Origin of the sequence: Vibrio ezurae NBRC 102218 (assembly GCF_000467185.1) — a bacterium.
In the GTDB taxonomy this organism is placed as follows: domain Bacteria; phylum Pseudomonadota; class Gammaproteobacteria; order Enterobacterales; family Vibrionaceae; genus Vibrio; species Vibrio ezurae.
The window spans coordinates 72,553-86,410 of sequence record NZ_BATM01000009.1 but is presented as its reverse complement, the minus strand read 5'-3'; the positions used below and the strand labels follow the sequence as shown (position 1 = coordinate 86,410).

Here is a 13,858-nt window from a genome sequence, read left to right as displayed (position 1 = left end):
GTTTTTTATTTTACCTTATTTATTTCGACTCAAGGGGACGAAGATACGCCAAGAATCGTTTCTCTAAATTCTTGAAGGTGAATAAAATAATAAAGCTTAGGCACATATAAAATAAGCCAGCCGTTAAAAACGCTTCAAAAGGTGCATAGTAACGAGAGTTTACCAATCGCGCGGCCCCTGTTAAATCAAGAATAGTAATAATACCTGCGACCGCTGAACCATGAAGCATAAAAATCACTTCGTTACTGTATGCAGGTAAAGCGCGACGTAACGCACTCGGTAAGATAATACGACGATAGGTAGCAAATGGGCTCATGCCGTACGCTTTCGCTGCCTCCACTTCCCCTTTCGGTAAGCCATTAATGGCGCCACGAATGATCTCAGATGTGTAGGCCGATGTATTTAATACAAAAGCGATTAAGGCACAAAACCATGCGTTTTCCCACAAGGTATCTTTTACTGGATAAAATTGGTCCATACCGTAATAAATCAGGTAAAGCTGGACCAATAATGGCGTGCCACGGAAGAAGTAAATAAATGACCAAGTTGGAGCCACAAAAAACCAATTTTTACTGTTTCGCGCAATGGCCAAAGGAATGGCGATACAAATCCCCATGATCAAAGACAAGCCGACCAACCACGCTGTGGTATATAACCCTTCGATATAAACATCGATACTATCGAGGATAATTGAAAAATCCACGCTCATTACCTCGCTTGAATGCTGAATTTACGTTCAACAAGTTTCAATAATCCTGTCGACACTGCGGTGAATATTAAGAAAATAATGGAAACGGCCATGTAGAAAGTAAACGGCATCTTTGTTGTGCCTGCCGCCAGTGAACTAACGCGCACCATATCTTCTAAACCGATAATAGAAACCAAAGCTGTGGTCTTTAACAGTACTAACCAGTTATTACCAAAACCGGGCAGCGCGTGTCTAATCATCTGTGGCAAAAGAATGCGTCGAAATGATAATACTGGGCTCATGCCGTACGCTTTACCCGCTTCTAACTCTCCGCTGTCTACCGCCATGATAGCGCCACGGAAGGTTTCGGCCATGTACGCGCCAAAGATAAACCCTATCGTCAATATACCCGCAACATAAGGGCTAACATCTATATAATCCGGAAGGTATGACACCCATTCATGACTAGGATCGCTAGCCGTAAAATAGTTATTTATCCATTCGTTGACCGCATATAAACTGTTGTTGAGTAGGATTTGGCCGCCGAAGAAAATCAGCATCATTAATACAAGATCAGGAATACCACGTATGATGGTGGTATAGAGGGTGGCTATACCGCGTAAAACACGAAACGAAGACAATTTCGCTAATGCCCCAAGCATGCCCAATACAACGGCGAACAATAACGATAGCAAAGCTACCTGCAATGTTAGCCAAGCTCCGTTTAAAATTGAGGCTTCATAACCCTGCAAATCAAACATAATTCTTTTTAAACTCTATCATGGTTATCTCATCACCTCATTGATGACATGTTTTTGTGCATAATGCTTTAACGATTCATGTTTATACAAAACATTATGAACAAAATTAATGTCAATAGCCCAAGAGAAAGGATCTCTCGGGCTATTGTTTTTTAACGAACTAAACTTGCTTATTCGCCGTATACATCGAACTTGAAGTACTTGTCTTGAACTTTCTTATAAGTACCGTCTGCACGTATTGCAAGGATAGCTTTATTTAGCATTTCAGTAAGATCTTTATCTTGCTTACGAGTTGCAATGCCAAAACCTTCACCGAACCATTTAGGATCGGTCATTGTTGGACCTACAAACTCATACTTGTCACCATCAGCTGAATTAAGTACACCTTCTTCCAGTGCCGTGGCATCCCCTAATACTGCAGAGATACGACCATTTGCAAGGTCTAGATATGCTTCATCAAAAGAACCATAACGGACAACTTCAACTTCACCTGCGTAGTTCTCAGTTAAGTACTTGTCATGCGTAGTCGCGCGTTGCACACCAATTTTCACCCCTTTAAGACCGTCTTTCGAGAAGTCTAGGTGAGCGCCTTTTTTCGCAACAAACTTGTTAGGAACAAGGGCATATTTATTAGTGAAATCGATTTTTTTCTTGCGTTCTTCTGTAATAGACATTCCCGAGACGATTGCATCGTACTTACGCGCTAGAAGAGAAGGAATCATGCCATCCCAGTCTTGAGCAACTAGCACACATTTTACTTCCATCTCTTTACAAAGTGCGTGGGCGATATCGACATCAAAACCACTTAAAGTACCGTCACTTTCTGTTTTGTTAAATGGAGGATAAGCACCTTCAACCGCAAAACGAATTTGTTTCCAATCCTTGGCTTGTGCAAAACCTGAAAGTGCTGTGGCCGCTAATGTTGCGGCTAGTAACCACTTTTTCATATCCATACTCCTGTGATTTTGGTGTTTTTTGTTGTGTTTAAATGAGCGCTTAAAAGCACTTCGTTAGTAAATTGATGAAATAAATTGCTTTAGTCGTTCAGACTCTGGGTGAGTAAACAGCTTAGCAGGGTCCCCTTGCTCTTCAACCAGACCTTGATGCAAAAACATCACATGGTTGGATACGTCTCGAGCAAACGCCATTTCGTGAGTAACCACTAGCATGGTACGTCCTTCTTCAGCAAGATCACGCATTACGCCAAGAACTTCACCGACTAATTCAGGGTCAAGTGCCGAGGTCGGTTCATCGAACAACATCACTTCTGGATCAACGGCTAACGCACGCGCAATAGCGGCACGTTGTTGTTGTCCACCCGATAAATGACCGGGATAGTAGTCTTTCCTTTCGTAGAGCCCTACTTTTTGTAACAACTGCTTGGCTTTTTCAATCGCCTGCGCTTTTGGAACACCTAATACGTGTACTGGCGCTTCTATTACGTTTTCTAAAACCGTTAAGTGTGACCACAGGTTAAAACCTTGGAACACCATTGCTAGACGTGAACGAATACGCTGAACTTGTTTTGCGTTACAAGGAATGGCATCACCAAGACGATTGTTTTTCATCTCAATAAGTTCGCCATTAACCCAAATCTCACCTTTTGTCGGAGTTTCGAGTAAATTAATGCACCGTAAAAAAGTACTTTTTCCAGAACCAGAGCTGCCGATTATAGAAATTACATCACCTTTGTAAGCTTCTAGTGAGATACCTTTTAGTACTTCATTTTGCCCAAAAGTTTTATGCAAATTGTTGATAGTGAGCGCGGATACTTCCGTCATGCGCTTAGTTCTCCCCGTAATCCTAATGTCAGCCTGTGTTGATGGAAGAAAGGTATCATTTGCAAAACGGATTAGCAATGACCTAACTGAGTGACTTTTTGGGATATTTAGTCACGACCCATGCCTATATATTTACCTTGTATTATATAAATCAAATAAATGTACAAATAACAGCATCTTATCCACCTATAAATGTAAATGAAAATACACAAAAGTCACCTTATATTTACACCAAGATAACAAGCGTTCACTTTTACTCCCCTTACGTTACCGCACACTTTTTTTACGGTTTCGCTCAATCAAATAGACAGAAAATGGATGCAAGTTAATGAATAGTAAATTACATATTCTGCCTAATCTAAACCCTATAAATCTTTTGTATCAGTAGTTTTCATTAACTGATCAAGATCAATTGCTCAACGTGATAGCCTTGTTACACTCAGCCAACAAATTCAAATTTAATCAGTACTTTTCAAATTTTCGCCTAATTTATTTCCTATATTTACGTGCTACATCGCAATAAATATGCGAAATTAGCGCGGCGCAGAATAATGCGCGCGAAATATTTGACTACACTAGATTAATTTTTACTTCCACCTAACGAGGATACTATGTCCGACGCTGCCAACAACAAGCCGTCTGATGCTGAAGAAAAAAGCTATTCAGAACTGCATAAACCAGCCTCAGAATTCGCCACTCGATCTGATTACTTAGATCATGAACTTCAAATCATGAAGCCACGTCGCTTTGGTTTAAACTTACCTGGTCGTGATTTTCGCTTCGAACTAGAAGACTTAGTTCCAGCTCTAGCGGGTACTATCGGCATTATTGCAATGTACTCTGCTGTTATGATGTCTTGGGCTGATGGTCTAACACACGCATGGGACCACGTACATTTAGGTAAAGAGTTCGCGATTGAAGTCGCACGTGTTGAGATGCTAATCCCTGCCCTTCTATTTTGTGTACTCGCTTCTGGGTTTGTGAATCCACGTGCCAACTTGGCCGGTAACCACGGTCCAATGATCCCATTGATCGGTTCTATTGCACTAGCGGGTGCTCACCCACTAGCTCTGGCTATCTTAATTGGTGTGTTCGGTCTTATTCTGAGCTTCCTTAAAGGGGGTTCCAAACTGGTCAATCTGACCTCGGAAGGTACCGCTGGCGGCTTATTAATGTTCCTTGGCTTCTCCGGGACCATGAGTCAGATTGGTGATATCCAATCTTGGGCTGTCGGTCTTGAGTCAGCAAACGTTGCTGCAGGTAGCCTAGGTTACGTTGGTTTAGTGGTTCTAGGTATCAACATTGCGATTTATGCATACCTTGCAAAAATTGGCATGCGTTGGTTAGCGATTCCTGTTTGTGCCATTGCTGGTCTATTAATTGCGCTTGGACTTGGTGCTGGCTTCGACCTCACTTTCGAAACACATATGGGTCTACCAAATCTAAACCCTGTTTACTGGTGGGGCAGCACTGAACAAGGTTGGCAATTAGGTCTTCCTAATGTAGAACACTTTATTGCGTCACTACCGTTTGCGATTCTAGCGGTTGCTATGTGGTCTCCAGATTTCCTAGGTCACCGTATCTTCCAAGAACTCAACTATCCTAAGAAAACTGAAAAAGTACTTATGGACGTTGATGACACTATGACTATGTGTTCTATCCGTCAGATGGTAGGTACTGCTGTTGGTGGTGGTAACATCACTTCTTCTTGGGGTACGTACATGATTCCTGCGGCTATCGCAAAACGCCCTATCCCAGGTGGTGCAATCCTACTTGGTCTAATGTGTATTGTGGTTGCAATCCTAGGTTTCCCTATGGATATCGCAGTATGGCCTCCAGTAATGCGTATCGCTCTGCTAGTAGGTGTATTCCTACCGCTACTTGAAGCAGGTATGCAAATGGTTCGTGAAACAAAAGATTCACAAGCTGCAGGTATCTGTATCTTTGCTGCTATCGTAACGAACCCTGTACTTGCATGGGCACTGACTATGTTCTTAGATAACAATGGTCTAATTGGTGATAAAGAGCGTGCTGAGCGCCTATCATTCCTTGATAAAATCATCATCCCTGTAAGTGTGTTTGTTATCTGTCTAGTGGCAATGCTGGCAGTGGGTATGCTAGAGCCGCAGTACGGTTTGAAAGCGTTCCTATAATTCTATTAAGGGTAGTGCTCAGGCACTGCCCTTTTTTTCACCACGAAATTTGATTACTTCTCTAAACTCGACTACACATCATGAGTACTTTGAGAAAAACGATCGGATTTTGGTTACAAAGATTTCAAAAAAACCCTTTTATTAATTTAGTTTAAAACTTATAATTATTTTTGAGGGTTATAAGTAACAATATGAATAAGCACTAGTCGATAGTGGTTTAATCCACATTGTTATTAATCTTAAGTGTGCTGTGTCAATGACGACACTTAGCTAGCCAATTTTGGGTAGTGGGACGGCACGTATTTTTGCTACTAATAAGGTAGGTACATCATGGCAGAGCAATTTGCTAAAGCTTGGGAAGGTTTCGCTGAAGGTAACTGGCAAACCGAAGTTAACGTTCGTGAATTCATTCAAAAGAACTACGCACCGTTTGAAGGCGACGAGTCTTTTCTTGTAACTGAAGGTACTGAAGCAACTAATACGCTTTGGGCTAAAGTTATGGAAGGCATCAAGCAAGAGAACAGCACCCACGCTCCTGTAGATTTCGATACTTCTGTTATCTCTACCATCACGTCTCATGACGCTGGTTACATCAACAAAGATCTTGAAACAATCGTTGGTCTTCAAACTGAAGCGCCTCTTAAGCGTGCTCTAATCCCGAACGGCGGCATCCGCATGATCGAGGGTTCTTGTAAAGCTTACGATCGCGTTCTAGATCCTGAAGTGAAAAAAATCTACAGCGAATACCGTAAAACACACAATGCTGGTGTTTTCGATATCTACACTCCTTCAATCCTAGCTTGTCGTAAATCTGGCGTTCTAACTGGTCTTCCAGATGCTTACGGCCGTGGTCGTATCATTGGTGACTACCGTCGTATCGCTCTATACGGCATGGACTTCCTAATGAAGGACAAAAAAGCTCAATTCACTTCTCTACAAGAGAAATTTGAAAAGGGCGAAGACCTTCAAATGACTATGCAACTTCGTGAAGAACTTGCAGAGCAACATCGTGCTCTTGGTCAAATCAAAGAAATGGCAGCGTCTTACGGCTTCGATATCTCTGAGCCTGCACAAACTGCACAAGAAGCAATCCAATGGACTTACTTCGGTTACCTAGCAGCTGTTAAATCTCAAAACGGCGCGGCTATGTCTCTTGGTCGTACTTCATCTTTCCTAGATATCTACATCGAACGTGATATCGCGGCTGGTAAAATCACTGAAGCGCAAGCTCAAGAAATGATTGACCACTTCGTAATGAAGCTACGTATGGTTCGTTTCCTACGTACTCCTGAATACGATGAATTGTTCTCTGGTGACCCAATCTGGGCTACAGAATCAATGGGTGGTATGGGTCTTGACGGACGTACACTAGTTACACGTACTAACTTCCGTTTCCTAAACAGCCTATACACTATGGGTCCTTCTCCAGAGCCAAACATCACTGTTCTTTGGTCTGAGCAACTACCTGACGGCTTCAAACGTTTCTGTGCTAAAGTATCTATCGATACTTCTTCTATCCAGTACGAAAACGATGACCTAATGCGTCCTGACCTAGAGTCTGATGACTACGCAATCGCTTGTTGTGTATCTCCAATGGTTGTTGGTAAGCAAATGCAGTTCTTCGGTGCTCGTGCTAACCTTGCTAAAACTATGCTTTACACTATCAACGGTGGTGTTGATGAGAAGTCTAAAGCTCAAGTTGGCCCAGAAATGCCTAAGATCACTGATGAAGTTCTAGACTACGATGACCTAATGGATCGTATGGACCACTTCATGGATTGGTTGGCTACACAATACGTGACTGCACTAAACGCAATTCACTACTCACATGACAAATACAGCTATGAAGCAGCTCTTATGGCTCTTCATGACCGTGACGTTAAACGTACTATGGCATGTGGTATTGCAGGTCTTTCTGTTGCAGCTGACTCACTATCAGCAATCAAATACGCTACAGTTAAACCAGTTCGTGACGAAAATGGCGTAGCTATCGATTTCGAAATCGAAGGCGACTACCCTAAATTTGGTAACAACGACGCACGCGTTGATGACATCGCATGTGAACTTGTTTCTACATTCATGAACAAAATCCGTAAGCTTAGCACTTACCGTGATGCTATCCCTACTCAGTCTATTCTTACTATCACTTCAAACGTGGTATACGGTAAGAAAACTGGTAACACTCCAGATGGTCGTCAAGCAGGTGCTCCTTTTGCTCCTGGTGCTAACCCAATGCACGGTCGTGACGAGAAAGGTGCTGTAGCGTCTCTAACTTCAGTTGGTAAACTACCATTTGCTGATGCACAAGACGGTATCTCTTACACTTTCTCTATCGTTCCTAACGCTCTAGGTAAAGAAGAAAGCAGCCAACGTGCTAACCTTGCTGGTCTAATGGATGGTTACTTCCACCATGAAACTGCTGTTGAAGGTGGTCAACACCTTAACGTTAACGTTCTTAACCGCGAAACTCTACAAGACGCAGTTAAGCACCCAGAGAAATACCCTCAGCTAACTATCCGTGTATCGGGTTACGCTGTACGTTTTAACTCTCTAACAGCTGAACAACAAGCAGACGTTATCGCTCGTACATTTACTGAGTCTCTATAAGTTAACTCTTATATAGTCAGTAACGTGTAATATAAAAACCTCGCTTCGGCGAGGTTTTTTTTGTCTATACTTCCCTACTAACTAGGCAGTAATAAAACGTGTATTTCTGCCGTGTAGAAAGTTCGCTCTCGAGCCCTAACTTCTTTACCATCATTTACAATTTACTTACAAAATACACACCAATAACACCTATCTTTAACAAGCAGATATCCGATATAATAGCCTGAATTCTTTCATAAAATTGGTACTGTGCAACGAACAGACTTGCTCTGTTAAATACCCATTAACCGCTTAACAATCGATTCAAATGGGTTTTGTTGCTTCAACAGGATGTTGATACAGATATGGAGTTATATGGCCAATTACTCACTGATTAAATATTTCGTGGTTCCTACGCTACTTGTGGCCAGCCCACATTTATCCGCAGCATCCCCCAATAGGTCGATTAATTTCGGCATCGATAACGACAGCATACTGACCACAGACAAGGACTATACGAACGGTCTATTCCTCTCATATTCGGATTCATTCGATATTCAGCCCAACGGCTTTTTCGACTCTCTTCCTGGTCGCCATTTTAGTGCGACTTCAAGTCACGGAAAGGTGCATAAGTTCAACATCAAAATCGGGCAAAAAATGTGGACGCCAGAAGATATTGAAAACCCAAACCCTATCTTAGATGAACGACCTTATGCAGGATTGCTCTACCTATCGTCGAGTTTGTATTCCATTTCTCCCTCGGTGATCAATCACTACAGTTTATTGCTCGGCACTGTCGGTCCTAATGCTTATGCCGAAGAGTCGCAAAAATACGTTCATGGGTTAATAAAATCCGCCGAGCCAAAGGGATGGCACAATCAAATAAGTAATCAATTGGTGTTCAACCTTGGCTACCACAGAACCGATAAATGGTATCAATCCCCTTTTAATAACTCGACCTCTCATGAAATCACCACGCCGGTTCGCGTACTTGCAGGTACCTACAAAAGTGAAGTGGCAGCGGGCGCTATGTGGCGCTGGGGAACAGAGTTGCAAGATAGCTTTGGCAGCGCCCGAGTCAGCAACGAGTCCACCTTAGACCCAAGCCTTATCATTCGTGGCAACCGCGGTTGGTATCTGTTCTCGGGAATAGAAGGACGATTGAGATTTAATGACATCACCATTGATGGCAAACGTCCCGACGACGGAATTACCGCGGACGAAGTTCAACCTATTCAAGGTACTGCAACGATCGGACTCACCGGATATTATCAAGGCTGGGGGGCGAGTTTAGCCATATCAAGCAAAACCCCTGACTACAAAGAAGATCAAAACCCACTGCATACCAATGGGTCATTGGCTTTTTTCTGGTTGTTTTAATTCCCCATTGCTGTCATTTCATACAGTTCGACGAATTAGAAAGCCAATATCTCAACTCTAGTCTAGGTTATACCCTGTGTTTGTAATACACTTATCTGAGTCTTGAAACGTTAGAATTGAGAACATCTATGAAAGGTAAAATTCACTCATTCGAGTCATGTGGCACAGTTGATGGTCCTGGAATTCGTTTTATCGTATTCCTACAAGGTTGTATGATGCGCTGCATGTACTGCCACAACCGTGACACATGGGATACTCATGGTGGCAAAGAAATATCTGTAGAGGAACTCATCACAGAAGCAAAATCTTATCGTCACTTTATGAATGCATCTGGTGGTGGTATTACCTGCTCTGGCGGTGAAGCGATGCTACAACCTGAGTTTGTACGTGATATTTTCCGTGCAGCTAAAGCAGAAGGTATTCACACTTGCTTGGATACGAATGGATTTGTTCGTAAGCACACGGACTTAATTGACGAAGTGCTCGATGCAACAGACCTCGTTATGCTTGATATCAAACATATGAAAGATGAAATACACCATGACTTTATTGGTGTATCAAACAAGCGTACCCTAGATTTTGCTCGCTACCTTCACAAAATCGGTAAGAAAACATGGATCCGCTATGTTGTGGTTCCAGGTTATACCGATGATATCGAAGCGGTTCATATGCTCGGCGACTTTATCAAGGATATGGACAACATCGAAAAAGTAGAGCTATTGCCCTATCACAAGCTCGGCGCTCATAAGTGGGAAGCATTGGGCTACGACTACCCATTAGAAGGGACACAACCGCCTTCTAAAGAAACAATGGACAACATTGTTAGCATTCTAGAAACATATACCGACGTAGTTAAATACTAATCTTGCGACTGTCCAGCAAACTGCGGTTTGTTGGACAAACTTACGCAAACATCAAAAAGATAAGGGAAACTATTTATGGAAATGACCAACGCACAGCGTTTGATCCTTTCGAACCAATACTACTTAATGTCAAAGCTTTCTCCTGAAAACCAAGACAAATACGAAAGACTACAAACCATCGTAGAGCGTGGCTACGGCTTGCAAATGCGTGAACTAGACAAAGACTTTGGTTCTATCAGCGAAACTGAATGTCGTGAAGTGATCGACATCATGGAGATGTACCATGCAATGCAAGAATCGTTCAACGTACTGCAAGCGTCTGAGCAAGCAAATGTAGACAAGCGTCGCTTGATGTTCCTAGGCTTTGATATCGCTACAGAAGCAAGCCTTGTAAATTACGTTCGCTTCTTGACTGAGTCTGAAGGCCTATACCCGCAATTTGATAAAGCGAATCACCACTTCAACAGTCAAATGCCAATGCTGGACAAATACCGCCGTATGCTGACAACATGGCGCAACTGCCCTCGTCAGTATCACCTATGTGCAACGGAAATCACTCAGATTTTCAACGCATAAGAGACGGTTTGGCTCTGGCATCTAAAATAACGTTCTTATTTAGATACCAAAGCCCAAAGGCTAAGCCTTAAAAGGTATACACAAGTCCAGTCATGAAACTAAAAGAGTCCGTGCTATGCAGTATTGGGCTCTTTTCTAAATCCCCTTCCAAATTCGTGTAACGTCCACTCGCCATGGCCACAATATGTCTGCTTAGGTAAAACATACCACTTAAGCCAACAAAGAATTGTCCGTCACCATCAGGAGAAAAAGCGTCTATTCCGGAGATACGGTTAGCTTCTTCTTGTGATACGCCGTAGAGGTGATTATTCAACTTCGATGAGTTCCATGCATAACCAATAGACGGTGTCAGTTGCCATCTTGTGCTTTGGAATGGCTTTTTATACACGGTTTCTGCATATAAACCATCGTGTACCCCCATCACATCTCCCGCTAGCGTAAATTCAACCTTACCCAGCTCTTGGTTGATGTATTGATACGTTATTCCGCCAAGGGCAGTACTTTTACGTCGATCAAGCTGACGAATAATAGGGTCGTCAGAATCAGACGGTTTCAGCGTTCTTGGGTCATAGGCTAAGCGGAAAACTAAGTTATGTGGCGAATCCTGCTTCCAGATACTGTATCCGGCATCGTACCCTCTAAGGTATAAGTGATCGCCTTCATACCCAATAATCGGAATCACTACTTTATTCGCGCGGGTATCTTTATAAACCTCAGGCGAATAAGACGCTCCCACCCCCAATGACCATCTTGCCATTGCTACACTGGGTGTCGCTATAACTGCCGCTGCCAAAGCCAACTTCAACCACTTCACTGACCATCTCCCCCTACATTAAGGTATTACTAACTGTCGAATCTCGCGCCATCATACACACATATGAATACTTATTTTAGCCATCAAATACAAAAACCACTGATATTTCAAGCAAACCTATTTTTCATGACTAATCTTATAAAAGGGTAAGCGTATTGAAACACGTGAATCTTATAACATTTTAAAGGGGATTTTTGTTATGAGTATTTTTGAACATTTTCAGCACAGATACGAAGCTGCAAAGGAAGAAGAGCTTTCCATCCAAGCGTTTTTATCTTTATGTCGTGAAGATAAAATGGCCTATGCCAACTCTGCTGAGCGCCTATTACATGCCATTGGCACACCTGAACTTGTCGATACCGCGCTTGACCCTCATTTAAGTCGTATCTTCTCCAACAGAGTTATCGCCCGATATGAAACATTCAAAGACTTCTATGGTATGGAAGATGCCATAGAGCAAATCGTTTCTTATCTGAAACACGCAGCGCAAGGCTTGGAAGAACGAAAACAAATCCTTTACCTCCTTGGTCCTGTCGGAGGGGGTAAATCGTCCATTGCAGAGAAACTCAAAGCATTAATGCAACAACAGCCAATCTATGTTCTCTCTGCAAACGGTGAACGAAGCCCGGTTAACGACCACCCCTTCTGCCTGTTTGATCCTAGCGAAGACGCCGAGGTGTTACGCAGCGAGTATGGCATTGATAGACGTTATTTGCGTTCCATTATGTCTCCGTGGGCGGCAAAACGTTTGCATGAATTTGGCGGTGATATTTCGCAATTTAAAGTCATCAAATTACGCCCCTCTATATTAGATCAAACCGGTATTGCCAAAACCGAACCCGGTGATGAGAACAACCAAGATATATCTTCATTAGTCGGTAAAGTTGATATCCGTAAGCTTGAGCATTATTCACAAGACGATCCCGATGCTTACAGTTACTCTGGCGCACTCTGTAAAGCAAACCAAGGTCTAATGGAATTTGTAGAGATGTTTAAAGCGCCAATCAAGGTGTTGCACCCCTTACTTACCGCGACACAAGAAGGGAATTTTAACGGTACGGAAGGTCTTTCTGCCCTACCCTTTGACGGCATGATTCTCGCTCACTCCAATGAATCTGAATGGCAAACCTTCCGCAACAATAAAAACAACGAGGCGTTTCTTGATAGGGTTTACATCGTTAAAGTTCCTTATTGTCTGCGCGTGTCCGAAGAAGTGAAAATCTACGATAAGCTATTAGAAAACAGTGAACTGTCCAATGCACCTTGCGCGCCAAGCACGTTAGATATGCTGGCACAATTTAGTATTTTATCTCGTCTAAAAGAGCCAGAGAACTCCTCTATTTTTAGTAAGATGCGCGTGTATGACGGTGAGACGCTCAAAGACACCGATCCTAAAGCCAAAAGCCATCAGGAATATAAAGACTTTGCCGGGATGGACGAAGGCATGTCCGGACTTTCCACCCGTTTCGCGTTCAAAATTTTATCGCGCGTCTTTAACTTTGACCAAACCGAAGTGGCTGCAAACCCTGTCCATCTATTTTATGTGATAGAACAGCAAGTAGAACGTGAGCAATTTCCAGCTGAACAAGCTGAACGCTACCTAGAGTTTTTAAAAGGCTTCTTAGTGCCGCGCTACGTAGAGTTTATTGGTAAAGAAATTCAAACTGCCTATTTAGAGTCCTACTCTGAATATGGACAGAACATCTTTGACCGCTATGTCACCTATGCCGACTTTTGGATTCAAGATCAAGAATATCGAGACCCAGAAACCGGACAACTATTTGACCGCTCTTCTCTAAACGGAGAACTGGAGAAGATAGAGAAAACAGCAGGTATCAGTAATCCAAAAGATTTTCGTAACGAAATCGTTAATTTTGTTCTGCGCGCCAGAGCAAATAATGGAGGTACTAACCCGCTGTGGACCAGTTACGAGAAGTTGCGCACCGTGATTGAGAAAAAGATGTTCTCTAATACCGAAGAGTTACTGCCCGTTATCTCATTCAATGCCAAGACATCCACCGATGATCAGAAAAAGCACGACGATTTTGTGGCAAGGATGATGGAAAAAGGCTATACCGAAAAACAAGTTCGTTTGCTTTCAGAGTGGTATTTACGAGTTCGCAAGTCCTCATAACCACTCATAGCGATACCTGTGCACAAACATTACGAGTAGCACAGCAAACAAATACAGTAGCAGGCTGTAGCCCAGGGAAGTTCGTATGCCAAGCGTCATACGAACATCACCCTAACAGGAGT

The 13,858-nt window shown here is 42.7% G+C and carries 11 protein-coding genes; 6 read left to right on the top strand and 5 right to left on the bottom strand.

Annotated elements, in window-relative coordinates:
• Positions 1-19 precede the first annotated feature (19 nt).
• The 4 genes from VEZ01S_RS05470 to VEZ01S_RS05455 all read right to left on the bottom strand — a co-directional run bounded on the left by VEZ01S_RS05470 (position 20) and on the right by VEZ01S_RS05455 (position 3,230).
• Positions 20-703: an ABC transporter permease gene (locus VEZ01S_RS05470; RefSeq protein WP_040890255.1), complete on the bottom strand. Its 684-nt coding sequence runs from the start codon at positions 701-703 to the stop codon at positions 20-22.
• Positions 704-708: 5 nt separating this feature from the next.
• On the bottom strand, positions 709-1,449 hold the full coding sequence (locus tag VEZ01S_RS05465; protein ID WP_021713016.1) for an ABC transporter permease: 741 nt from the start codon (positions 1,447-1,449) through the stop codon (positions 709-711).
• A 170-nt stretch (positions 1,450-1,619) separates the two neighbouring features.
• Positions 1,620-2,396, bottom strand: coding sequence for an ABC transporter substrate-binding protein (locus VEZ01S_RS05460; RefSeq protein ID WP_021713015.1), 777 nt, complete (start codon positions 2,394-2,396; stop codon positions 1,620-1,622).
• A 63-nt stretch (positions 2,397-2,459) separates the two neighbouring features.
• A complete protein-coding gene (locus tag VEZ01S_RS05455; RefSeq protein ID WP_021713014.1) occupies positions 2,460-3,230 on the bottom strand; it encodes an ABC transporter ATP-binding protein in 771 nt (256 codons plus the stop codon).
• A 611-nt stretch (positions 3,231-3,841) separates the two neighbouring features.
• Here VEZ01S_RS05455 and VEZ01S_RS05450 point away from each other — a divergent pair.
• From VEZ01S_RS05450 to VEZ01S_RS05430, 5 genes are all read left to right on the top strand, one after another.
• A complete protein-coding gene (locus tag VEZ01S_RS05450) occupies positions 3,842-5,383 on the top strand; it encodes a DUF3360 family protein (protein ID WP_021713012.1) in 1,542 nt (513 codons plus the stop codon).
• Between the two features lie 330 nt (positions 5,384-5,713).
• The gene (gene pflB / locus VEZ01S_RS05445) at positions 5,714-7,990 is read left to right on the top strand and encodes a formate C-acetyltransferase (protein WP_021713011.1); all 2,277 of its coding nucleotides are present in this window, start codon (positions 5,714-5,716) and stop codon (positions 7,988-7,990) included.
• 354 nt (positions 7,991-8,344) lie between these two features.
• Entirely contained in the window at positions 8,345-9,349 is a 1,005-nt protein-coding gene (locus VEZ01S_RS05440; protein WP_021713010.1) for a lipid A deacylase LpxR family protein, read from the top strand.
• A 128-nt stretch (positions 9,350-9,477) separates the two neighbouring features.
• Positions 9,478-10,212: a pyruvate formate lyase 1-activating protein gene (pflA, locus tag VEZ01S_RS05435; protein WP_021713009.1), complete on the top strand. Its 735-nt coding sequence runs from the start codon at positions 9,478-9,480 to the stop codon at positions 10,210-10,212.
• A 75-nt stretch (positions 10,213-10,287) separates the two neighbouring features.
• The gene (locus VEZ01S_RS05430; protein ID WP_021713008.1) at positions 10,288-10,788 is read left to right on the top strand and encodes a YfbU family protein; all 501 of its coding nucleotides are present in this window, start codon (positions 10,288-10,290) and stop codon (positions 10,786-10,788) included.
• Positions 10,789-10,855: 67 nt separating this feature from the next.
• Here VEZ01S_RS05430 and VEZ01S_RS05425 read toward each other — a convergent pair whose 3' ends face one another.
• Positions 10,856-11,545, bottom strand: coding sequence for a MipA/OmpV family protein (locus tag VEZ01S_RS05425; RefSeq protein WP_439654004.1), 690 nt, complete (start codon positions 11,543-11,545; stop codon positions 10,856-10,858).
• Between the two features lie 256 nt (positions 11,546-11,801).
• Between VEZ01S_RS05425 and VEZ01S_RS05420 the strand changes: the two genes are divergently transcribed.
• Entirely contained in the window at positions 11,802-13,736 is a 1,935-nt protein-coding gene (locus VEZ01S_RS05420) for a PrkA family serine protein kinase (RefSeq protein ID WP_021713006.1), read from the top strand.
• Positions 13,737-13,858: the final 122 nt, after the last annotated feature.

What these genes read in the sequence shown, in the direction of transcription:
- VEZ01S_RS05460 (WP_021713015.1), bottom strand. Translation starts at nt 2,396, where the DNA reads ATGAAAAAGTGGTTACTAGCCGCAACATTAGCGGCCACAGCACTTTCA.
- pflB (WP_021713011.1), top strand. Translation starts at nt 5,714, where the DNA reads ATGGCAGAGCAATTTGCTAAAGCTTGGGAAGGTTTCGCTGAAGGTAAC.
- VEZ01S_RS05465 (WP_021713016.1), bottom strand. Translation starts at nt 1,449, where the DNA reads ATGTTTGATTTGCAGGGTTATGAAGCCTCAATTTTAAACGGAGCTTGG.
- VEZ01S_RS05420 (WP_021713006.1), top strand. Translation starts at nt 11,802, where the DNA reads ATGAGTATTTTTGAACATTTTCAGCACAGATACGAAGCTGCAAAGGAA.
- VEZ01S_RS05455 (WP_021713014.1), bottom strand. Translation starts at nt 3,230, where the DNA reads ATGACGGAAGTATCCGCGCTCACTATCAACAATTTGCATAAAACTTTT.
- VEZ01S_RS05440 (WP_021713010.1), top strand. Translation starts at nt 8,345, where the DNA reads ATGGCCAATTACTCACTGATTAAATATTTCGTGGTTCCTACGCTACTT.
- VEZ01S_RS05430 (WP_021713008.1), top strand. Translation starts at nt 10,288, where the DNA reads ATGGAAATGACCAACGCACAGCGTTTGATCCTTTCGAACCAATACTAC.
- VEZ01S_RS05450 (WP_021713012.1), top strand. Translation starts at nt 3,842, where the DNA reads ATGTCCGACGCTGCCAACAACAAGCCGTCTGATGCTGAAGAAAAAAGC.
- VEZ01S_RS05425 (WP_439654004.1), bottom strand. Translation starts at nt 11,545, where the DNA reads ATGGCAAGATGGTCATTGGGGGTGGGAGCGTCTTATTCGCCTGAGGTT.
- pflA (WP_021713009.1), top strand. Translation starts at nt 9,478, where the DNA reads ATGAAAGGTAAAATTCACTCATTCGAGTCATGTGGCACAGTTGATGGT.